General features: G+C 42.2%; 22 protein-coding genes. 21 read left to right on the top strand and 1 reads right to left on the bottom strand.

The features are described 5' to 3' along the window. Positions 1 to 68: 68 nt before the first annotated feature. Positions 69 to 977 carry a 1-aminocyclopropane-1-carboxylate deaminase/D-cysteine desulfhydrase gene (locus tag AN390_RS11260; protein ID WP_055254611.1) on the bottom strand — a complete coding sequence of 303 codons (909 nt, stop codon included), beginning with the start codon at positions 975 to 977 and terminating at the stop codon, positions 69 to 71. Between the two features lie 77 nt (positions 978 to 1,054). Here AN390_RS11260 and AN390_RS11255 point away from each other — a divergent pair, with 77 nt between their 5' ends. The 21 genes from AN390_RS11255 (at position 1,055) to AN390_RS11155 (ending at position 22,761) form a co-directional block, all read left to right on the top strand. Next, positions 1,055 to 1,987 (top strand): hypothetical protein, encoded by a 933-nt coding sequence (locus AN390_RS11255; RefSeq protein ID WP_054982911.1) that lies wholly within the window; start codon positions 1,055 to 1,057, stop codon positions 1,985 to 1,987. After that, positions 1,984 to 2,583 carry a PilN domain-containing protein gene (locus AN390_RS11250; protein ID WP_054982910.1) on the top strand — a complete coding sequence of 200 codons (600 nt, stop codon included), beginning with the start codon at positions 1,984 to 1,986 and terminating at the stop codon, positions 2,581 to 2,583. The genes AN390_RS11255 and AN390_RS11250 overlap by 4 nt, the downstream gene beginning before the upstream one ends. Next, on the top strand, positions 2,580 to 3,260 hold the full coding sequence (locus tag AN390_RS11245; protein ID WP_024032505.1) for a hypothetical protein: 681 nt from the start codon (positions 2,580 to 2,582) through the stop codon (positions 3,258 to 3,260). The genes AN390_RS11250 and AN390_RS11245 overlap by 4 nt, the downstream gene beginning before the upstream one ends. Continuing rightward, positions 3,238 to 3,561, top strand: coding sequence for a hypothetical protein (locus AN390_RS11240; protein WP_054982909.1), 324 nt, complete (start codon positions 3,238 to 3,240; stop codon positions 3,559 to 3,561). Before AN390_RS11245 ends, AN390_RS11240 begins: the two co-directional genes overlap by 23 nt. Continuing rightward, the gene (mshL, locus tag AN390_RS11235) at positions 3,545 to 5,203 is read left to right on the top strand and encodes a pilus (MSHA type) biogenesis protein MshL (protein WP_029773095.1); all 1,659 of its coding nucleotides are present in this window, start codon (positions 3,545 to 3,547) and stop codon (positions 5,201 to 5,203) included. Before AN390_RS11240 ends, mshL begins: the two co-directional genes overlap by 17 nt. A 2-nt stretch (positions 5,204 to 5,205) precedes the next feature. Continuing rightward, positions 5,206 to 6,108, top strand: a complete 903-nt coding sequence (locus AN390_RS11230; RefSeq protein WP_055254609.1) for an ExeA family protein — start codon at positions 5,206 to 5,208, stop codon at positions 6,106 to 6,108. Continuing rightward, positions 6,105 to 7,295, top strand: coding sequence for a lipopolysaccharide assembly protein LapB (locus AN390_RS11225; protein ID WP_095206767.1), 1,191 nt, complete (start codon positions 6,105 to 6,107; stop codon positions 7,293 to 7,295). The genes AN390_RS11230 and AN390_RS11225 overlap by 4 nt, the downstream gene beginning before the upstream one ends. Then, positions 7,292 to 9,019, top strand: a complete 1,728-nt coding sequence (locus AN390_RS11220; protein WP_055254604.1) for a GspE/PulE family protein — start codon at positions 7,292 to 7,294, stop codon at positions 9,017 to 9,019. Before AN390_RS11225 ends, AN390_RS11220 begins: the two co-directional genes overlap by 4 nt. Further along, positions 9,006 to 10,223: a type II secretion system F family protein gene (locus tag AN390_RS11215; protein ID WP_055254603.1), complete on the top strand. Its 1,218-nt coding sequence runs from the start codon at positions 9,006 to 9,008 to the stop codon at positions 10,221 to 10,223. The genes AN390_RS11220 and AN390_RS11215 overlap by 14 nt, the downstream gene beginning before the upstream one ends. 5 nt (positions 10,224 to 10,228) lie before the next feature. Continuing rightward, positions 10,229 to 10,813: a hypothetical protein gene (locus AN390_RS11210; protein WP_055254601.1), complete on the top strand. Its 585-nt coding sequence runs from the start codon at positions 10,229 to 10,231 to the stop codon at positions 10,811 to 10,813. Positions 10,814 to 10,835: 22 nt separating this feature from the next. After that, entirely contained in the window at positions 10,836 to 11,402 is a 567-nt protein-coding gene (locus AN390_RS11205; RefSeq protein WP_055254599.1) for a prepilin-type N-terminal cleavage/methylation domain-containing protein, read from the top strand. An 8-nt stretch (positions 11,403 to 11,410) separates the two neighbouring features. Beyond that, complete coding sequence (locus tag AN390_RS11200) at positions 11,411 to 11,902, top strand: type IV pilin protein (protein WP_055254598.1); 492 nt, start codon at positions 11,411 to 11,413, stop codon at positions 11,900 to 11,902. Beyond that, positions 11,889 to 12,431 carry a prepilin-type N-terminal cleavage/methylation domain-containing protein gene (locus tag AN390_RS11195; protein WP_055254596.1) on the top strand — a complete coding sequence of 181 codons (543 nt, stop codon included), beginning with the start codon at positions 11,889 to 11,891 and terminating at the stop codon, positions 12,429 to 12,431. Before AN390_RS11200 ends, AN390_RS11195 begins: the two co-directional genes overlap by 14 nt. Continuing rightward, the gene (locus tag AN390_RS11190) at positions 12,431 to 13,270 is read left to right on the top strand and encodes a type II secretion system protein J (RefSeq protein ID WP_055254594.1); all 840 of its coding nucleotides are present in this window, start codon (positions 12,431 to 12,433) and stop codon (positions 13,268 to 13,270) included. The genes AN390_RS11195 and AN390_RS11190 overlap by 1 nt, the downstream gene beginning before the upstream one ends. Beyond that, complete coding sequence (locus AN390_RS11185; RefSeq protein ID WP_095206763.1) at positions 13,260 to 13,745, top strand: agglutinin biogenesis protein MshP; 486 nt, start codon at positions 13,260 to 13,262, stop codon at positions 13,743 to 13,745. The genes AN390_RS11190 and AN390_RS11185 overlap by 11 nt, the downstream gene beginning before the upstream one ends. A gap of 56 nt (positions 13,746 to 13,801) precedes the next feature. Continuing rightward, complete coding sequence (locus AN390_RS11180) at positions 13,802 to 17,482, top strand: H-type lectin domain-containing protein (protein ID WP_236695095.1); 3,681 nt, start codon at positions 13,802 to 13,804, stop codon at positions 17,480 to 17,482. 176 nt (positions 17,483 to 17,658) lie between these two features. Further along, positions 17,659 to 19,698: a formylglycine-generating enzyme family protein gene (locus AN390_RS11175; RefSeq protein WP_055254588.1), complete on the top strand. Its 2,040-nt coding sequence runs from the start codon at positions 17,659 to 17,661 to the stop codon at positions 19,696 to 19,698. A 136-nt stretch (positions 19,699 to 19,834) separates the two neighbouring features. Next, positions 19,835 to 20,878, top strand: a complete 1,044-nt coding sequence (locus AN390_RS11170) for a rod shape-determining protein (protein WP_002958401.1) — start codon at positions 19,835 to 19,837, stop codon at positions 20,876 to 20,878. Continuing rightward, a complete protein-coding gene (mreC, locus tag AN390_RS11165) occupies positions 20,878 to 21,720 on the top strand; it encodes a rod shape-determining protein MreC (protein ID WP_055254587.1) in 843 nt (280 codons plus the stop codon). Before AN390_RS11170 ends, mreC begins: the two co-directional genes overlap by 1 nt. Continuing rightward, entirely contained in the window at positions 21,713 to 22,192 is a 480-nt protein-coding gene (mreD, locus tag AN390_RS11160; RefSeq protein ID WP_004585757.1) for a rod shape-determining protein MreD, read from the top strand. The genes mreC and mreD overlap by 8 nt, the downstream gene beginning before the upstream one ends. Then, complete coding sequence (locus tag AN390_RS11155) at positions 22,192 to 22,761, top strand: nucleoside triphosphate pyrophosphatase (RefSeq protein WP_024032489.1); 570 nt, start codon at positions 22,192 to 22,194, stop codon at positions 22,759 to 22,761. Before mreD ends, AN390_RS11155 begins: the two co-directional genes overlap by 1 nt.

Here is a 22,761-nt window from a genome sequence, read left to right as displayed (position 1 = left end):
GTTACACACTGCATCGTGGTTAAACTGGCCCTAAGTAAGCATGTTTTAATGCCCTGAGGTTAATAGCCTTAAATCAGGCCACGATATTTTAGCCCATTGAGCCCCTGTAAACCGCCTGTATGAATCGCCATTATATGACTACCAGCAGCAAAGTAATCTTGTTCGATAAGTTGCCATAGTGCATACATCATTTTACCGCTGTATATAGGCTCAAGAGGTAAGTTATGTTGCTGCTGCATGCGTTGGCAAAACTGCCATAAGTCATTACTAAATTTGCCATAACCGCCATCATGAAACTCAGTAAGTAGCTGCCAATTGGATTGCTGAGCTGCTTTTTTACTGAGCGCTGTAATTTCATTATTCAAGTACTCGGCTTGTTTTAATACCGCAATTCCTAACAGCTGTGTGGCCTCATGGCTACCTTCAATTAAGCCTGCAAGTGTTCCTCCACTCCCGGTGGGACATACTAAGTAATCATGCTTTGGTAAGCTTTTAGCAAGCTCAGCACACCCAGGCAGGGCGTATGTATTACTTCCACCTTCAGGGATTATATAGGCGTGCATAAAGCGTGCTTGCAACTGGGCTAAATAATCTGGGTCATGGCGCTGCTTATATTCAATACGAGTAACCGCATGTAAATCCATTGCACACTGTTTAGCAAATTGCAGGGTGGGGTTTTGAGAATCTAAGTGTGGCCCTCTAATTATGGCGTGGGTTTTTATATTAAATAGTTTACCCGCACCAGCACAGGCGTGAACATGATTAGAAAAAGCCCCCCCAAAGGTGAGGAGTTGTGTTTTATTAAGGGCTTGCATTTGCTGTAAATTATATTTTAGCTTACGCCATTTGTTACCACTTATTAGTGGGTGAAGTAAGTCATCTCTTTTTATACTTAACCGTATGTTTCTCTTTTTAAGACAGTCGCTATCTATTTGTTGTATTGGACTTTCTTTTTCAATATTGAATAAATTAAGCATTATTTCTCGTGTTTAAACTTGCAAACTAAAAAACTTGTACGACACTTAATTAATCTCTTATTAACAATAGTAGCTATATGAAAAAAAAGCTGTTTTCGTTGTTATCTTGGTTAAATCGCAGTTTAGACTCAAGCACAGCGATTGGTATTGCTACTTATGCAGATACAGTAAACGCGGTGTGTTTAAAAAAAAATCAAGGGCAGTGGTACGTACATAACTCACACAGTGTGAATGTAGAGGACCAAACGGATTATACAGTCGCTATTGCAACTTGCACAAATGAAGTTTGCGCTGAGGTGTGCCCAGTAAATTTAGTGGTTCCTCATTATTTTTATCAAATAGTGCAAATGGATAAACCCATGCTGAGTGACGAAGAGATCATTCAATCCTTACCTTGGACAACAAAAGACTTAGTTGATATTCCACCAGAGAACATTGTTGCCGACTTTATCGATTACCCCATTATTCAGCCTATGCAAAGCAGTAAAATGAATGTGTTTATTACTAATAAACTACAGTTACTGCCTTTTATTGATAGCTTTTCAAAAATAAAGCCTGTGCTCAGAGCAATGACCTCGGAAGAAATGATTTTAGTGACCTTGTTTGGCGAAGATAAAAGCGCGCACATGCTTATAGTGCAACATGCAGGGCATGAGCCGCGTATTTTAATTATTCGTGATGGTCAGCTTTTATTAGCTAGGCGTTTAAACGGGTTTTTAGGCATTTCAGATAAAGAGCGCACACACGGTTTGGTTGAAGCCTTAGGGCTTGAGATCCAACGATCAATGGATTTTTTTGAAAGCCAACTAAAACAGCCTCCTATCAGAAGCATTCAGCTGCATTGCGATGATTTATCGTCTTTGACGTTAAGGGCAGGCCTTGCAGAATTTTTGCAAGTAAAGGTTGTTGATTTTAAACCTAATATAGATTTAGCACAGGATCTCGAACCAAGCTTTTATTACGCATTAGGCGCAGCGTATCAATTAACTGATCCGGATTCAGTGTTATGAAAACACGGATTAATTTTTACCAAAAAGCCATTAGGGTTAGGCGCGACCCCGTGCCCTTTAAGGGAATGCTGTTGCTGTGGCTAGGTACATTGTTAGTGGTTGCATTAACTTGGTTGTTTTATTTATACGAAGAGCACAATAGCCAGCAATTACTTACGCAAAGCCAAGCTTATCTAAAGCAAACGCAGCAGCAATTAAACGTGGTAAAGCAGCGATTAGCTGATAAACAAAATAAATCGCATTTGATAGATGAGCTAAAAGTACTGCAACAAGAAATTTTGCATAAACAGCAGGTGTTTGATTATTTAGAAAACACATCCATGCACACGAAGACGGATTATGCCGATGTAATGCGCGATTTGGCAGCGTACCACGAACCGCAAATTTGGCTTGATCAGATAAAATTTGAAGGCCAAAAAGTAATGCTCAAAGGGCGTACTCAGCAAGCCAAATTTTTACCTATTTGGCTTGCTAATCTCAAGCATTCGAGCTTTTTCAAAGGGAAGGAGTTTTCAGTGCTGGAGCTGTCGAGCAGTGATGGCGTGAGCGAGTTTAATGTGGCTACAGAACTTAGTTCAAGTGAGGTAGCACAATGAATGAGCAAAATGAAAATAAAGGCTGGCCATTATTCGTTAAATACCAAGCACAATTTGCGGCATTACAGCAGCGGGAAAAGTATTCTGTACTGTTTGTTGGCTTGTTTCTTATTGTTTATTTAGGTTTATGGTTTGTGGTGTTTCCACAGCAAGATGCAGTAAATAGTTTACGCGTTGAACAAAATACATTGTGGCAAAAACTCAATCAAAATGAAGCACAGCTCTCTATGCTTACCCAGGCATTAGAGCATGACTACACAAAAGTACTTAGAAATCAGGTAGGGCAAACCCAGCGCGAGCTAGAAGATATAAATAATAAGTTAAGCACGTTTAGCCAAGGCTTTATTTCAGCAAACAAAGTACCTGCTGTATTAAAGGATTTATTAGTAAATACCCCCGATGTGCAAGTGGTTGGCTTTAGAGTAAACCCAGCAAAAGCAATTGATGTAGAAAAACTTGGTGAGCACGATACGCAAACCTTGTTTTTCGAACACCAAATGGTGGTTACTTTGCAGGGGCGTTATTTTAGCTTACAGCAGTATTTAGAAGGCCTTAAAGCTAGCCAGCAAAAGTTGTTAATACAGCAGTTTAACTATCAGGTGCAAACATACCCTAATGCAGAGTTAACATTACAAATCGCAACGGTGAGTGCCAATGAAAAATTTATCGCTTTATAGTTTGAGTGTGTGTTGCGTGTGTTTTTTCTCTGTTAGTTCAGCTGAAATACTGCGCGATCCTACTCAGCCAAGCAATGCACCAATACTAAAAGGTGCTGCACTTAGCAATGCAGCGCTGTCGTTACAGTCAATTATTAAAACCGAAAAGCAATACAAAGCGATTATTTCTAAGCAGGTGTATAAGCCAGGAGATGTAATAGGTGAATTTCGGGTGCTAACAATAAACGCCAATTCAGTGTTGTTAGCAAATGATGATAAGCAAATAAAATTAGAATTATACGACTATGAAATTAAAAAATAATATAACAAAGCCATGGCTTGCGCTTATTTTAATACCGCCTTTTTTAACAGCGTGCCATAGTTTTAAGCCCGGAAAAGAGATTCAGCCACACATAGCGCAAGAGCTTGCTCCTATAAGCAACAATGCTAAAAGTGTTGCCCCGGTAGAGGTGAGTAGCGCACTTACACAAAGCTTACTTTCGTCACTTAATAGCGAGCAAAGTTTAATAAATGAGTTAGCTGTAAAGCGTTTTGATGTAGCCGCAAAAGAGGTAGAAATAAGCTCATTTTTTAATGGATTAACTGCTGATACTCCATACAGCGTGGCAGTACACCCAAAGGTGAGCGGAGTTATTTCTTTAAATTTAAAAAACGTAACGTTTGAGGAAGTTATAGCTGTTATTAAACGCATGTACCCGTTAGATATTGTCCAAGAAGGTCGTATTGTGCAGGTGTTACCAGCGGTCATGCGCACAGAAACTATACCGGTTAATTATTTAATGATGCAGCGCCATGGGCAATCAACGGTAAGTGTTGTTGCTGGTGGAGTGAGCCAGTTTTCACAAAACAACTCAAGTTCAAATTCAAGCTCAAACAGTAGTAATAATTCGAGCCAAAATAATCAGTTTGGCAGCGATAATCAAAATACCGAGCTAAATGGCTCTCGCATCCAAACAATTAACCAAAACGACTTTTGGAAGGAACTTGAGCTTGCTCTTAAATCACTTATTGGTTCAAACGATGGTCGTTATGTGGTTGCCAGCCCACAGGCGAGCTTGGTTACGGTTAATGCATTACCAAGTGAAATAAACCAGTTAAAAGACTTTTTACGTCAAAGCCAAGAAAACCTTCAGCGGCAAGTTATTCTTGAGGCTAAAATTGTCGAAATAACCTTAAAAGATGAATACCAACAAGGGGTTAATTGGGAGCGAATTTCTAGAGGGTTAGAAGGTGGGGTGTCGTTTGCAACTACAGCAGGCAGCATAGGTAATTCTATTTCAGCTACTTTAGGAGGAGTCTCCTCGTTAACGATTGAAAAAGGCGACTTTAGTGGCGTAATTAGTTTGCTTGAAACGCAGGGCGACCTGCAAATGCTTTCTAACCCGCGTGTAACTGCAACAAACAATCAAAAAGCCGTGATTAAAGTGGGGCAAGATGAGTACTTTGTTACTAACGTTTCGAGCACAACAGTAACGGGCACCTCAACGACTACGTCACCAGAAATAGATCTAACTCCGTTTTTTTCGGGAATTGCCTTAGATGTCACACCACAAATCGATAAATATGGCTCAGTTATTTTGCACGTTCACCCATCGGTAACCGAAACAGAAGAGCAGCTCAAGGTGATTACATTAGATGATCAGCGTTTTGAGTTGCCGCTTGCACAAAGTAATATTCGCGAATCTGACACGGTGATCCGCGCTCAAAGTGGTGAAATAGTCGTAATTGGTGGGTTAATGCAAACCACCACAGAAGATGAAGAATCGAAAACACCTATTTTGGGCGATGTGCCAATATTAGGTAATTTGTTTAAAAGTATTAGTAAGCGCCAAGAGAAAAAAGAGCTCGTTATTTTAATCAAGCCAACGGTGGTGATGCCCGACACGTGGAAAAAGCAACAAGCTCACAGCCGCGCGCTGTTAAATACATGGTATGAGAACTAACTATGTATTTGAGCTTTTTTAATTTAAGTGAAATGCCTTTCACCTTAACCCCAAACACCGAGTTTTTTTGTGCACTTGAGCCGCACCACGAAGCGATGCAAGTACTTACCACAGCGCTAGAAATGGGGGAGGGATTTATAAAAGTAACAGGAGAAGTAGGGACAGGCAAAACCTTACTATGCAGAAAACTTTTAAATCAAATTGAAGAAGACTACTTTGTGGCTTATTTACCTAATTCTTATTTAAGCCCTGAAGAATTACGTTGGGCTATTGCTGTAGAACTTGGCATGGTGGTAGATAAAAGCCTAGATCAGCAATCGTTAAGTCAGCAAATAAACCATTACTTACTAGAGCTGCAAGAAGATAACGAACGGGTTGTACTACTAATAGATGAAGCGCAGTGCCTGAGTTGGGATACACTTGAAGCGCTTCGATTATTTACAAACCTAGAAACCGAAACCGATAAGCTTATTCAGGTGGTGCTATTTGGCCAACCTGAATTAGATGAAAAACTTGCCAATAGTAAAGTGAGGCAACTACGCCAGCGGATCAGTTTTTCCTACTCATTGCGTGCAATGACCGCCAGTGAAGTTATTTATTATATTAATCACCGTTTACAGGTGGCAGGCTTTAATCAGCCACCACTATTTACGAATCGTTTAGGATTAAAAATAGCGCGTGCGAGTCGAGGAATTCCCCGTTTGGTCAATATTTTATGCCATAAAGTTTTACTGCAGGCATACGGTGAAGGCCTTAATAAAGTAACACCGCGCCATATACATCTTGCCATTGCAGACACCGAAGATTGCAAAAAGCACCACGCTAACCATTACTGGGCTTACAGCTTATTAGCTATTAGTGTTTTTGTTATTGCAGTTATGTGGGTATGGAGGCAATGGTTATGAGTGTTATTAATAACATGCTAAAAAATATCGACCAGCGCCAAACTGCACAGCGTAATCAGCAAAGTGGCGGGGTCGCTATTCCCCCTGTACGCGACTACCACGATGTATTATTTAAAGTGCTGAGTGTTTTATTAGCGATTGTACTAATTTTTACAGCCTACCTTTATTTACCTTTTGCACAGGCACCACAAGCGAGTAAGGACACGGCTGAAAAAGCATATGCGGTTAATAATAACAGTCAGCCGATTGAAATTGCACAAGCTAAAATTACCCCCGTAATTAAGCCCTTAAAACAATTAAGCGAAGAAAACTCTGGCGCTAAAGCAGCTCATATTAATGCAGATACGCAAAAAGAGCTGGCGCAGGTACAAAGCAATAACGCATTACCTGATCAGCCAAAAGACGAAGTAATACAGCTACACGCTGCAGACAAAGCTGCGCTACTGAGCAAAAAAGCAAGCCCCACAGAAGCAAACGTACAAGTAGCTACTAGACCAGAAATAAATGCCCCAGTTGAAGCAAAAAGCAGTGCACCAGTAAAAAGCATTACACAGGCTGAGCAGCCGCCCGCTGAAAATAAATTAGTAAAAACTGCCAGTGTTAAGCAAAGCAAAGCCCAGCGTATAGCACTGCAATTAAAGCGTGCTAAACAAGCGTTGGAATTTGCTTTATATGATGATGCGATTAACGATTTAACCGCTATTTTACAAACACAACCTGAGCATATAGAAGCGCGTAATTTACTCGCGGCAACGTATTTTCAGCAACAAGATGTACTTATGGCTCAGCAGTTATTAGTTGCTGGCATAAAAATAAACCCTGAGGTTGTGCAGTGGCGCGTAATGCTCAGTAAAATTTTAATTATGCAACAAGAGTACGAAGGCGTACTTAAACTGCTCATAGCCGAACTTGAGCCGCAAGCAAACTTGGAGTTTTGGGTATTAAAAGGCACTGCAGCACAAAATGCGCAGCAACATCAAATAGCGCTTGCGAGTTTTACACAGCTTACACAGCTTCAACCACAGCAGGCTAAATGGTGGCTGGCGTTAGCTACTTCAAAAGATGCATTGGGGGAGTTTGCTGATGCAAAGCACCTTTATAAAGTTGCCCTAGATTTAGGCGGTTTAAATGCCGCAATGACGCAACATGCACTACAGCGCTTAGTCGCATTGAAGGAGGCTGTATGAGACCCAGTTTAAAAATGCGTTTAGGGGACTTACTCGTTCATGAGCAAATGATCACCGAAGCACAGCTAAGTGAAGCACTTAATGTGCAAGCTGCGTCAGGGCGAAAGTTAGGGGCTACATTAATTGCGCTTGAGTTTATAAGTGAGCCGCAATTATTGCGCTTTTTAGCCCAACAATTACAAATACCGTTTTTAGATATTTCGCAGCGCAAAATATCTTCAGATGTATCTAAATTACTTTCAGAAGTTTATGCCAGGCGCTACCGAGCATTAGTAATAGAAGATAACGGTGATTCTGTGTTAGTCGGAATGAGTGACCCCGCTGATTTGAGAGCGTTGGATCAGTTAGCGCCAATGCTAGCCCCTAAGCGAATTGAGCTTGCTGTTGTGCAAGAAAGCCAGCTTATGGCAGCGTTTGATAATGTGTACCGCCGAACAGAAGAGATTACTAACTTTGCTGAAAAGCTACACGAAGAATACGAAGACGTAGAAGAGTTTGACCTTAATTCCTTAGCAGATGAAACCTCTGACGCCACCGTAGTAAAACTACTGCAATCTATATTTGAAGATGCAGTACAAGTACGTGCCTCAGATATCCACATAGAGCCTGATGAAAGGCTATTACGCATTCGCCAACGAGTTGATGGTGTATTGCAAGAGCACACATTAAACCAAGTAAAAATAGCCTCTGCTTTAGTACTTAGGCTAAAACTTATGTCGGGGTTAGATATATCGGAGAAGCGGTTACCGCAAGACGGCCGTTTTAATATAAAAGTGCACGCGCACAGCATTGATGTACGTTTATCGACAATGCCAGTGCAATATGGCGAGTCAGTTGTGATGCGGTTGCTCGACCAATCTGCAGGGCTTTTATTGTTAGATGAAACGGGCATGCCGGTGCATATTTTAAAACGCCTGCGCAGCATTATAAAACGCCCTCATGGCATGGTGTTAGTGACTGGGCCTACCGGTTCAGGAAAAACGACCACCTTGTATGGCGCTTTAAGTGAGCTTAATCAACAAGAAAGTAAAATTATTACCGTAGAAGATCCGGTTGAATACCGCATTGGACGGGTAAACCAGGTGCAAATAAACAACAAAATAGGCTTAAGTTTTGCCAGTGTATTAAGAACCACGTTACGCCAAGACCCCGATATTATTATGGTTGGCGAAATGCGTGACCAAGAAACCGTTGATATAGGGCTAAGGGCTGCATTAACAGGCCATTTAGTGCTTTCTACGTTACATACCAACGATGCCATATCAAGCGCAATGCGCTTAATTGATATGGGAGCACCCGCTTATCTAGTTGCAAGCTCACTACGCGCTATTATTGCTCAGCGCTTAGTTAGGCGTATTTGCAATGAATGTAAAACACCGTATCACCCAGATAAACAAGAACAAAGCTGGCTTACCTATTTAGGAGAAGATGTTAGCAGCACACAGTTTTGGCGAGGCCAAGGCTGCACAGCATGTAGCCATAGCGGCTACAAAGGCAGGGTGGGGATTTTTGAGCTGTTAGAAATGAACGACGCTATGATGGATGCCCTGCGTATTAACGACACGCAGCGCTTTGCCGAAGCGGCTAAAAATAGCGCTAATTTTGCACCGCTTTCTTATATGGCTTTAACGTATGCAAAGCAAGGCATTACCTCGTTAGATGAGGTATTTAAAGTGGCTGAATATGTACCTGAAGTGGTAGGTGATGACGATGCAGCTTTATAGTTACAAAGCCAAAGACGCAAACGGTGCGCTGGTTAAAGGGCGTGTTGAGGCAAATAATGAGGCCGGTGTGGCCGATAGCTTATTAAAGCGCCAGTACATACCTATTTCAATTTCGTTAGTTGAAACAAAAAACAATATAAAGTTATTCGATAACTTATTTAGCGAAAAAATAACCCTTGATGACATGATCATGTTTTCACGGCAAATGTATTCTTTACTTAAAGCCGGTATCCCCATTATTAGGGCAATGATAGGGCTTGCTGATACCACGCAAAATAAAGAGTTTAAAAGTGTATTGCTTGAGGTAACACGCCAGCTCGAACAAGGCCGTGAACTATCTAGTGCGTTAGCTATACACAACAAGGTGTTTAGCCGCTTAACTATCTCTATGGTTAAAGTCGGAGAAGGGTCGGGACGATTAGAAGATGCGTTTTATCAGCTGGCTATTTACTTTGAAAAAGAGCAAGAGACTCGTAAGCGCATAAAAGCCGCTATGCGTTACCCCACTTTTGTTATTTTGGCGCTTTTAGTTGCGATGATCATATTAAATATTTTTGTGATCCCAACCTTTGCCAGCATGTTCGAAAAGTTTGATGCAGAGCTGCCTTTAATGACCCAGATCCTCATTGGCACCAGTAACTTTTTTGTCAATTATTGGTGGCTGCTAGCGCTAATATTAGTGGGTGGAGTCGTTGCATGGCGTCGGTATTTAAATACGTCGGCTGGGCGCTTTAAGTGGGATCACCACAAACTCAAAATTCCATTTGTAGGCGATATTTTAAAACGCACCTTACTTGGCCGTTATAGCCAAAGCTTAGCCATGGTGCTGCGCTCGGGCGTCCCTATGACGACAGGGCTGTCGTTAACGGCCCATGCGGTTGATAACAGCTACATGGAAAAAGCCATTATCACCATGCGTCAAGATATCGAAAAAGGCGACAGTTTGTTGCGGGCTTCGCGAAGTAGCGAGCTATTTTCACAGTTGGTACTGCAAATGGTAGCCGTGGGTGAAGAAACCGGTCGCGTAGATGAGTTATTACAAGAAGCGGCTGATTTTTATGAACGAGAAGTCGATTACGATTTACGCAGTTTAACCGCAAAAATAGAGCCCATTTTGACGGTGTTTGTTGCCATTATGGTGCTTATTTTAGCACTCGGTATTTTTATGCCAATGTGGAACATGATGTCGGCCATTAAAGGGTAGCCATTGTGACTAACGGTCGTGTTCGTGCAACAGGTTTTTCGTTATTTGAGCTCGTTTTAGTAGTTGTTTTACTGGCAGTTATTATGGCTTTTGCTATACCTCAATACATAGGCATTAAAAATAAGGCACACAATGCGAGTGTGGATGTGGTGGCTGGTGGATTTGCCTCTGCGGTGTTGATGGTCAAAGGTCAGTGGGAATTATCGGGGCGTCCAAAGGGCGTTAATAATACAACACATATTAATTACGGAGGTGTCATTGTTGGTGTCGATGGACACAGAGGCACACCAACGGGTGATAAAACGACTAATACTGATACGCGGGCCAGCGCAATGACTGCACTGCAATGCCAAAAAGTATTAAGTGTAATTTTACAAGATGCGCCTACAAGCACATTAAGTACCGAGGTTTCTATAATAACCAAGGTGAGTTATTTAGTGCGTTATAACACTAAAAACAACCAGTGTATTTATTATTTAACTCATAATTTAAACACCAATAACCTACCTACCGATGGCGCCGTTATGGCTAAAAAAGTAGGGTTTTCGTACTTTCCAACAACAGGTAAAGTGCAAATTTTTAAAAACTAAGTAATTATAAAGAGGCTTACTTATGAAAACGCAGTCATTAAAACAACCAATGAATAAGCAAGCAGGTTTTACGCTTGTTGAACTAATAATTGTAATTGTAATTTTAGGTATTTTAGCGGTGACCGCTGCCCCTCGTTTTTTAAACCTGCAGGGTGATGCTAACGCTTCTACACTCGAAGGTTTACAAGGCTCAATTCGCAGTGGTATGAACATCGTTAATGGTAAATCTATTATCGCAAGTACCCATAAAAAAGCTTCAGATTCGGTTTCTGTAGATAGTGGTGCAGACGTATCTATAGTTTATGGCTACCCTGCAGCGACGGAAGCAGCTTTTGAGGCTTTTTTAGATGTTGAATTTGCAGCTGATGACTCTGCTGATTTTAACCTTGTAGAAACGTCTAATGGTACTAATGGTACTACTGATGCTGGTGCCGTACCAAAAGTTACTATTTACCCAAACAGCTATACTGCAACAGGGGATGCGACTACAGATGACGAATGTCGTATTGAGTACACTCAAGCAACGGCGACTACTGGGCCAGTGAACGTGACGCCGCCTAAAGTTGAGCTTTTTATAGAAGGCTGTTAATTGCATAAATGAATAGCAGTAGTAATCAACGATTGCGTGGCTTCACACTGGTTGAATTAATTATTACTTTAGTTATTTTGGGCATACTGTCGGTAACGGCAGTGCCCAAGTTGCTAGGAAGTTCAACAGAGCAAGCATACTCATACAGAGATAGGGTATTAAACGCCCTACGCACAGTACAATTACGCGCGATGCAAAATACTGCAACAAGCAGCTGCCATAAACTGTATATTTCACCTACCTTGGTTGCGGGGCCAGAGCCAGAAACCTGTACTGGCGGCCCAAGTACCAATAATAGCGAGTATTTAGTTGTTGCTATCAATACCGAGCGCAGCGACGTACGATTTAATGCCTTAGATAGCAATGCTAATGTGTTTACGCAAATTAACTTTGACCCACTTGGGCGAGCAGATCAAAATTGCACAATACAATGTAAAATTGACTTGGGTCTAGCCGCGGTGTGCATTAGCGGTGAAGGGCTTATTTATGCCTGCCCCTAAAATACAATCAGGTTTTACCTTGATTGAGCTGATTATTGGCATTGTAATGTTTGCTATTGCGCTAAGTATCATTACAGCGCTTATAGCACCTCAAGCAAAGCAAAGTGCCGAGCCTATTGTCGCACTCAGGGCCTCAGAGCTTGGGCAAGCATTAATGAACGAAATATTAGCTAAATCATTTGATGAACATAGCGAGCGCACGCCACCATTTAGGCGCTGTTCCGAAACAAGCTTAGGGGCCCAGCCTTGTAGTACTCATTCTGAGCTTGGTGCTGATAGCAGTGAAGCACGGGCTGATTTTAACGATGTTGATGATTACATTGCGCTCACAGGGCAGCCTATTAGTGATAGTTTAGGGAATACATTAGCGCAATACAGCGACTTTTCACTGGTTGTGAACGTGCAATACGACAGCGACCTAAACGAGGCAACCAATAACGATGGCGTTGCCTTTAAACGAATTACCATTGAAGTAACCTCACCCTTGGGGCAAGTGTACGGCTTTAGTGCATATAAAGGTAATTACTAATGAATAGAGCAAAGCAAAAGCGTGGCTTTACCTTAGTTGAGCTATTACTTGTTATGGTAATTATTGGCATTTTAGCCGTAGCGTCATTTTCGTTTATTAGCGCTGGATTTAATATTTACAGCCAAGGTGTGAAACGCCAAGAAGCGGTGGCGCAAAGTCGCTTTGTTTTAACCCGATTAAGTAAAGAGCTTCGCCACGCAACCCCTAACTCACTGCGCTTAAATTGTGATAACGCCAGCAATGGAGCGTGTAGCACGCAGCAATGTTTAGAATTTACGCCGTTTTTATCTGCCACTCATTATACCGATTACTTACCCACTAGTGCCCCTTTTGAGATTACCGCCGTGAATTTTGCGCTTAATAATTTAACTGAGCCACAAATAAACGATTGGGCAAGTATTTATCCATTAAATAGCAGCGATATATACGATGAAAGTCAAAACAAGCGTTTACAAGTTAGTAGCTACAGCGCCGTTACAAGTGAGCTAGATACATGGCAATTTAGCAAAGCATTTGCTCAAGAGTCACCGAGTAAGCGCCTTTATTTATTAGATCAGCCCGTTAGCTTTTGTGTAGAAGGTAATTCACTGTATCGCTATAGCAACTACGGCTTTACTACAAACCAATTAAACGCCGCCAGCTTACAGGTTAGCTCGGGCGTTAAACGCGATTTAATGAGTAATTATATTGCCAATAACTTAACGAGCAGAGCCTTTTTTACGTTAAGTGAGATTTCGCTACAGCGCAGCGCGGTTGTTAATGTGTTTGCGCAAATGGGGTTTAACGACACCGAACAAATAAGTATTAGCCATGAGGTGCATGTGCCTAATGTCCCCTAATATAAAAAACATCAGTTTTGCTAAAAAGCAGCAGGGTAATTTGCTCATAATTACGTTGGTGATCATTGTCACTTTGCTGGCACTAGGGCTGGCGCTTTCTAAAGTGTTATCGGGTGCGGCGCAGCAAAATACCATTGAGTATTACGGCGCGCGCGCTTACATGGCAGCCCAAAGCGGATTAGAAACCGGCTTAAGCGAAATTTTTGCACTAAATAGCACTGCGCAAACATGCAGTGCAGTAACCACCAGTAGGAGTTTTAGCACCCTCTATCTAGCCAATTGTGAAGTTGAACTGAGCTGTAGTGAATACATAGCCTTACCCGATAGCAGCACCCGCTCTGGCACCGTTAATATTTACTACTTACAAAGCTCTGCAACGTGCGCCGCCAATGATTGTGCTGCCGGTGCAGCATGTCAAAAGGAATATTGGCAAACCCAACGTACTCTAAGTGTGGAGGCTAAAACATTACCATGAGCAAATATACCCTCTGTATTTTATGTTTAATAAGTTTGCTACTAAGCCGATGCGCTATGGCTGTACCGCCTAAAATTGAAGGGCGATTTATAGAGCTACAAGACACGTACACTTCACCCATATGGACAAAAATAAATTTTCAGCAGCAATACATAACCCCTCCTGCGGTATTTATGTTGTCCACTAATCAAGGCGGTAACCCCGCTATAGTGAGAATACGCAATGTAACAACCACAGGGTTTGAAGCATTGCCACTTGAGCCATCAGGAGAAGATGGTGAGCATATAACCATGGGCGCGCACTATTTAGCGGTAGAATATGGTGTGCATGAATTTCCTGATGGGACCATTATGGAAGTGGGAAACACCGACTTACGCCTTGAACTACAATACGGTGATAAGTCGGGGTATGCCCCCATCACGCCTAAAGGTTACAAATCACTGACTTTTAATAAACCGTTTGCCGTAAGGCCTAACTTTTTTCATTCGTTACAAACACTAAATAGTTTAGATAGTAACCCGCCGTCTCAAGCGCTTGTGCCTTTTTTAACCATTGCAGTGCAAAGTGGTTCCTTATCTACAAGCGGGGTAAATATAGCGTTAGAGGCCTCAGAAACCGCATTAGGTGTTATTCAAACTGAAACGGTGGCCTACATGGCTGTAGAGCCTGGCAGTAATCGCACCTTTACCGATGACAATGGGGTAGAAGTGTCGTGGGAGACCTTTTTTACAGGATTCGAAGTTGATGGTTGGAATGATGGGTGTAACTACTTTAATTTTAACAATAACTTTAGTGAGGCACCGCTGGTGGTGGCAAGTAAAAATTCCCGACTTGAAGAAGACGGTGGGTGGCTGCGCAGCTGTAATTTAAGAGCGGATCGGTTAGGGCTGGTGGTTGATGAAGACCGTGATGGCGACAGAGAGCGTAACCACGTAAAAGAAGAAGCCTCTATATTAGCTATGACCAGTACGTTTGTATTTAATGGCGATATTTTAGATTGCGATACTTTATTTCCTGGCGCTATTTCTACCTACAATGATGGACAAGTGCAGCTTGTTCAAGGTGTGGAAATAACCGATAGCAATGCACAATTTATTACCACCACTAATTTAATATCAACGGCACTCACCAACCCGCCTTTGTGTAATGGCCAAGGCTGTGTGGCCACTGGGTATAACTCCCTTGAGCCAAATCAAGCTGCGCAAGTACCCACGGTCACAAACGATGGAAGCTCTACCGGTGATGTGCCTGTATCGTTAGCGGGCGATTATTTTTATGACGAACTAGCACTTAACTTATTGGAAGATGAGTACAAGGTAACAGCGCCCACCCGTATCTTTTTAAAAGATACATCGTCGCTAATTTCTAGCGCATTTTTGAACATAGGCAAAACGAATATTGCGGTTGAGGAAGGGGCGTATTTAGCTATATATGTCGATGGCGATGTTGCCATTGCGGCCGATGCAAATATTGCTGCATACATTGTCGCAACGGGGGAGGTAAGAATTGCCCAAAATGTCACATACCAGGGCTCTATAACCGCTGCAACACAAGTAATAACCGAGGGCAGCTCTACGTTTGATGCGTTAACAGTGCCAGAGAGTATTCCTGGGTTTTGCGGTATTTTTACGCCGGTTTTGCTTGATCACTACCGCATATCATTAAGTGATAACCAAGGTTTAACCTGTCAAGCAAAAGAAATGACATTATCAGCCTGTGCAAACGATGCATGTGATTTACTGTACGATGAGCCTTCCGCACTTGATCTGTCTCCAGATAACAGTGGCCAGCAAAGCTGGGTAACCGGTGAAAATATTACCTTTACAGGCTCTGCCACAGTAGCGCTTGCAAAGCGTACCACAGGCACCGTTACACTTGGCTATAATACCGCCGACCCATCTGCACCGCTGCGTTGTTATATTAATGGTAATAACGTAGGGCTGGGCGGGTGCAAAGTGGTTTTTTCTGATGCAGGGTTTATTTTTAATAACGACACAGCCAATACAGCGAGTATCCCCACTCAATTATCTGGTAAACCCTCTAACGAGGGTTTTAATGCCGCCGAGCTATCCATTCAAGCGGTTAAAACAAATACCACAACAGGCGTATGCGAAGCCGCATTCCCTGCAGGTGGTCAAGTTGATTTAGATTTAGCTTATACCTGCAGTACCGGCGCTACGTGTTCAGATCCAATACAACTTAGTAATAATGCGAATACGTATAGCGTGCAGCAAGCATATCAAACTTTTTCGCTCACCTTTGATCAAGACTCAAAAGCCCCTATTGCTATTAACTACCCCGATGCGGCTAAATTAAGCTTAAATGCACGGGCAACAATTGTATTAGACCCAGTAACTAATTTATCAGTAAGCTTAACCGGCAGTTCTAACGAATATGTAGTTAAGCCCTTTGGATTAGCGATGCAAGTTGCAAGTGACGGCTATGCCCAAACAGCAAACGATAGTTTATTTAGATTAACGGGTGAGTCATTTGATTTAAAAATGAATGCAGTACAGTGGCGCGCAGGGCAAGACAATAACAACGATGGAATACCTGATAACTATAGCGCTATTCATAGCAATCCCATTGCCAAACACTTCATTAGCGAGTCTCCTTTAGTAACACATAGCTTAGTATTACCCAGCTCTGGTAATGAGGGGCAAATTGAAGCGCTAAGTACCCTTGCCTTTACAGATACGGGAAGCTTGAGTGAATCCATATCGCAGTACGCTTATGATCAAGTGGGTATTATAAACGTGTTTGCGGGTTTACAAGATGGCGATTATTTTGGTGTGGGCGATGTAAAAGGGCAGCTAAACAACGTAGGGCGATTTGCTCCATCGCACTATCAAGTATTAGGTGTTCAAGCTGCTGCGCAATGTACACATTTAGGTAGTAATTTAACCTATTTAGATCAGCCCTTTGAGCTTGGTTTTACGGTGCAAGCGCTTAATCATAACAACCAGCTAATGGCTAATTACAAACAAGGCTTTGAAAAAGCCCAAGTACAAATAAATGCCGAAAACAATCAAGCTGGTAATTATGTACCAGCAACAACGCTAACCAGCAGGTTAGCCAATATAAGCAGCAACAGTTGGAACACCCTAGCTGATGGACAATGGCAAATGAGCGACAGCACTGCCATGTTAACGCGCTTGGCTATAAATAACCCCGACGGCCCATTTACTATGGTTAATCTTATGGCCACCGTCACTAACACAGAAGGCGCTACGTTAATTGATGCTAACGATGAGCCGAGTAAGCAAGCAAGCTGCAGCACTGATTGCAATAGTGTGCGTTTAAACAATGTGCCAATAGACTTTCGCTTTGGACGCTTAGTGCTAGGCAACAATGCCGGCTCAGATTTAGACTCATTACGTGTGCCTATGCAGGCTCAGTACTTTAATGGAACAGGCTTTGTATTAAATACCGAAGATAACTGCAGTGTATTTGAGCATCCGCAGTTATCCCAAATATCGCCTTCAACGCCAATATTAAGCTATGAGTATGGTGCAGGTGCAGCGGGTTCATTAGAAGCAGGCAGCTACCCTACAAACAATGCTATTTATGCAACACCAAATGGCAGTGGTACATTTACATTAGAATACGAAACAGAAAATTGGTTAAGGTGGGATTGGCTTGGTGATAATTCACAGCAAGATCCCCATGCTATTTTGCAATTTGGTCGCTTTCGAGGAAATGATCGGGTTATTTACTGGCGTGAAACAAGAGAATAGTTGTAAACTAAGATAATAATTGAACAAAGCTTGTGTTTTGTGCTTCAAGTACATAGCATAAGGCATTGGGTGTATTGATTTTTGATGGTTGAAAAATGTTCAGCTTTCAAAAGTGAGTACACTCTAATAAACAATAATAACGACCAAATAATTGCCGCTTTTTGGGACTGGAATATATGCGAATTGCTCCTTTATCTCTGTTAATTTCCGCTAGTTTGTTAGCTAGTAGTGCATTTGCACAAGACACAGCAACAGTAACCGGAATTGAATCAGAGATTAGTATTAAACAAACAGAATACGATAACTCGACACAAATACTTGAAAAACACTTAAAAGAAGAAAGTCAGTTACAAAACCAACTTGAACTACTTCGTTCTCGCTCTACAGAGCTTGATAAAGAGAAAAACCAAGCACTTGATGCGATGAACGAAATGTATCGCCGCTTAATTGACGATCCTACGCTTGATATTAGTGCTGCCCAATCGCGCTATCAAAAAGCCGTGGTTGATCATAAGCAAAATAAAGACGACATCTCAATGCAGTTGGCGGCAATTGCATCTCATCGTAAAGATATAGAGCAAATTCGTGTTGCAAAACATACGCTTTTAAACACCTTAGAAAGCTTAAAAGAGCAATTAACTACAGCCCGAGTAGAGCGTTTACGTAATGAGTTTACCCGCGAAGGTACACTTGAAGTAAACCACACAATTAACTGTAAGCGTACCGAAACGCTCGCAGCTTGTGAGCAACGCGGCCAGCAAATGGGTTTACAAAAAGCCACTAAGCGCTTTGTTGATCAAATATTTGCTAATTTAACAGAAGAGCGAATTGTTGAACCAAAACGCAACATGGCAGGCGCACAAGTACAAATTTTAAGTAGCCATGTAGTTAACAGTGCATTTAGTGGACAAGGCAATTACAACGTTAACTTAAGCGTAACCATGCGCGGCGAAGTAAACAGCAGCCGCCTATGTAACTTATTAAACGTAGATAACCGTTATTGTTCTGAATATGGCTCGCCACTCGCGACAGCGTATCAGCCTGGTTACGGTACAACCTACTCTGATAGTCAGTTAACATTCAGCAACGCCGCGGATAATACCGACACTGTGTCTGTATCGCGAATGAACAATCAGCCAGTGCGCGATTATTCAGTGAAAGCTGCACCTACAAAAAAAAACTATCCATCAATTATAAATAAAGAGAAAAATCAGCAAGTTGAGCTGACTTTACGTTCAAATGTTTACGATGATGAAGTGTTTATTGATGGGGTGAGCTTTGGCTCTACGCGTTTAGTTACGCGTTTACCGCGTGGTGTGCATAACGTAGAAATACGTAAATTAGGTTATAAGCCTTACAAAGTAAGAGTTGATTTAACTAAAGCACAGACTATTCATGCTAATTTAGTAAAAAAGTCTGAGTCGATTGCTGCACCGGCTTACACTCGCGAGCAACCAAAACCTGTAAGTCGTACAGCAAGCACTAATCGCTCTGCTGATGTACAAAATAATGTTGTAGTTGTGCCCGCTGGTAAATTTAAGATGGGTGATATTAACGGCAATGGTTTAGCAAATGAACGCCCGGTTATTGAAAAAGTGATAGCCAGCTCATTTGCTATGCAAACCAAAGAGGTTACCGTAGGTGCCTACGAAGCGTTTGTAGCAAGTACTGGGTATAAAACACAAGCAGAGCAAAGCAAAGGGTGTGCTTATTATTTAAATGGCGAACCCGTATGGGAAGCTAATTTAAACTGGCGTAACCCAGGTTTTGAGCAAAACAGCGATTTTCCAGCTGTGTGTTTAACATTTAACGACGCGAAAGCGTACGCCGAATGGCTCTCTGGCGAAACCGGCCAGCAGTACCGTTTACCTAATGAAGTTGAATGGGAATACGCCGCTCGCGCAGGTACAGAAACAGAATACCCTTGGGGTAACGAAATAGGTAAAAATTTAGCTAACTGTGGTTGGTGTGGTAGCGAATGGTCAAACAAACGTGCAGCACCGGTGGGTTCTTTTTCTCCTAACGCATTTGGATTATACGACACCGTAGGCAATGTGTGGGAATGGACAGCTAAAGAGTCAGGCGAATCTGATGTTGCAGTAAGAGGCGGGGCGTGGAACTTTGCACCAAGCCTTGCACGTGCTTCAACACGATTAATTTTAGCGCCAGATTTTAGATCTAACTACATTGGCTTTCGCTTAGTCCGCGAACGATAGCATTTAACCAAGGAAGCCTAGCTTCCTTTTTTCACAAATTAACAAAGGTAGTTGCGCTTTATATTGCTCATCTAATTAGGCATGTTAAAGTGAGTGCAGCTAACATAAGAACGTATTTCAAAGGTCATCCAGCCTCATGTTTAAAAAACTCCGTGGTATTTTTTCAAACGATCTATCGATCGACTTGGGTACAGCCAATACCCTTATCTATGTAAAAGAAGAAGGTATTGTACTTAACGAACCTTCAGTTGTAGCTATTCGTCAAGAACGCGCTGGTGGACCTAAAAGTGTTGCTTCTGTGGGGACAGAAGCAAAGCAAATGCTAGGGCGTACACCGGGTAATATTAAAGCGATTCGCCCAATGAAAGATGGCGTAATAGCCGACTTTTATGTAACCGAAAAAATGTTACAACACTTTATAAAACAAGTGCACAACAATAACTTTATGCGCCCAAGCCCGCGTGTACTTATTTGTGTACCGTGTGGTGCAACCCAAGTAGAAAAGCGTGCAATCCGCGAATCAGCAATGGGTGCCGGCGCGCGCGAAGTGTACCTAATTGAAGAGCCAATGGCCGCAGCAATTGGTGCTGGGCTACCAGTATCAGAAGCAACTGGTTCTATGGTTGTTGATATTGGTGGTGGTACTACCGAAGTTGCTATTATTTCACTAAACGGTGTTGTTTACTCATCGTCTGTGCGTATCGGTGGCGATAAATTTGATGAAGCCATTATTAATTATGTACGCCGTAACTTTGGTAGCCTAATTGGTGAAGCAACGGCTGAAAATATTAAACATCAAATTGGCTCTGCTTTTAAAACTGACGAACCAATTGAAATTGAAGTACGCGGTCGTAACTTAGCCGAAGGTGTTCCTCGCTCATTTACACTTAACTCGCACGAAATTTTAGAAGCACTCCAAGAGCCGCTAATGGGCATTGTAAGTGCGGTAATGGTTGCACTTGAGCAGTCTCCACCTGAGCTTGCATCAGATATTTCAGCTCACGGTATGGTTCTGACTGGCGGTGGTGCACTATTAAAAGATTTAGATCGTTTATTAATGGAAGAAACAGGCATTCCTGTGGTTGTTGCCGATGATCCACTTACGTGTGTAGCACGTGGCGGCGGTAAAGCACTTGAAATGATTGATGTTCATGGTGGTGACGTTTTTAGTTACGATTAATGAAATTACTGTTTGGACAAACCATCTCTTTGCAACTGCGACTTTTTGTCGCAGTGCTTTTGAGCATAGTGCTCATTGCGGGCGATAAGTTTACACAAGGCGGCACGGTTGTACGTACGAGCCTTAATACACTTGTCAGCCCATTAATTTACGTTGCCAACCTACCTTACGAAATATTTAGCTTAAGTGCTAAAAGCCTGCATACCCGCGATCAGTTACTGAGTGAAAACGAAGCGCTGAAAAAAAAGCAAATGCTACAAAGCGAGCAATTGCAGCAATACCAATTTTTAGCCCGCGAAAACCAAAAGCTACGTGCTTTACTTGGCTCATCGGCTAAGCAATCTAATCGTAAAAAAATAGCCCAAGTACTTTCTGTACATTCAAACCCTTATAGTCATCAAGTGGTTATTAACCGCGGTACCACCGACGGCCTAAGCGAAGGCCAAGCGGTAATTGATGAAATGGGGGTTGTTGGCCAATTAACAAAAGTAGGCTCTACCACGTCGCGCGTGCTACTAATGACCGACACAACCCATGCTACGCCGGTACGTATACTACGAAATGACGTACGAACGGTAGTTGAAGGCATAGGTAAAATTAACGTTGTTAAGCTTTCGCATGTACCTCATAGCCTTGATGTGCGCATTGGCGATGTACTCGTGACCTCGGGGCTTGGCGGTACGTTTCCTGAAGGTTATCCGGTCGCCGTTGTCACCGAAATAAACCGCGATGAAGGACGCCCATTTGCTCAAGTATTTGCAGAGCCTATTGCACAGCTAGACCGTATTCGTTTGTTGGTTATTTTATGGCGCAATCAACAGGAGCAAATCAGCGATGATTAATCGTTATTCATTGTTAATTGCCCTAAGCATCTTTTTTGCTTTAATTATGGCATTAATGCCACTGCCTTTTTCGTTTGAACCCTTCAGACCTGATTGGGTGTTACTGGTATTAATGTACTGGTCATTGGCAGTGCCGCATAGATTAAATATTGGTACCGCGTGGGTTGTCGGTCTACTCATGGACTTAGCCTTAGGCTCGCCATTAGGAGTAAACTCACTCACGTATTCTATTTGTATATTTGTGACCGCAAGTAACTTTCAAAAAATACGTAACTTTTCGCTTTGGCAGCAAAGCTTATTAGTGGGCTTATTTTTAACCTTGTATCACCTAATGCAATTTTGGTTAAATCACTTTTTATTAGGTGTTTATTTTAATCCACAATACCTGTGGCCAGTGGCGACCGGTATGGTCAGCTGGTTTTGGGTCTTTTTACTTCTTCGCAAATACCGTAGACATTTTAGGATCAGGTAATGACAACCGCAGTATATTTGGCATCAGCCTCCCCGCGACGTAAAGAGTTGTTGAGTCAGTTAGGCATTGAGTTTGAACAGTTCAGTGTAGATGCAGACGAAACCCCACTTGCAAACGAGCAGCCTCATGCATTGGTTGAGCGCTTAGCCCGCTTAAAAGCGCAAACAGGCGTAGCGCTTGGTTACACAGACCGCCCAGTGCTTGGTAGCGATACAGTGGTTGTTATTGATAACGAATCGTTGGGTAAACCACGCGATAAAAACGATTTCATAACAACACTTAAACGTTTATCTGGTAATACACATCAAGTGCTTACTGCCGTTGCTTTTGCTACACAAACAGATGTACTAAGTTGTGTGGTGAGTACCGATGTGACCTTTAAAACCCTCAGCGATGAAGAAATAAATAGCTATTGGGAGTCAAACGAGCCACAAGATAAAGCCGGTGGTTATGGCATTCAAGGCTTAGGTGGTCGCTTTGTTACACACATTGCGGGTAGCTATTTTGCTGTTGTAGGCTTACCTTTATACGAGACCGAACAATTATTACAAGCATTCTTAAGAAGGTAA

This window comes from Pseudoalteromonas sp. P1-11, from assembly GCF_001399995.1.
Lineage (GTDB): Bacteria > Pseudomonadota > Gammaproteobacteria > Enterobacterales > Alteromonadaceae > Pseudoalteromonas > Pseudoalteromonas atlantica.
The sequence above is the reverse complement of the archived record's forward strand: the minus strand, read 5'-3'. Positions and strand labels throughout refer to the sequence as shown.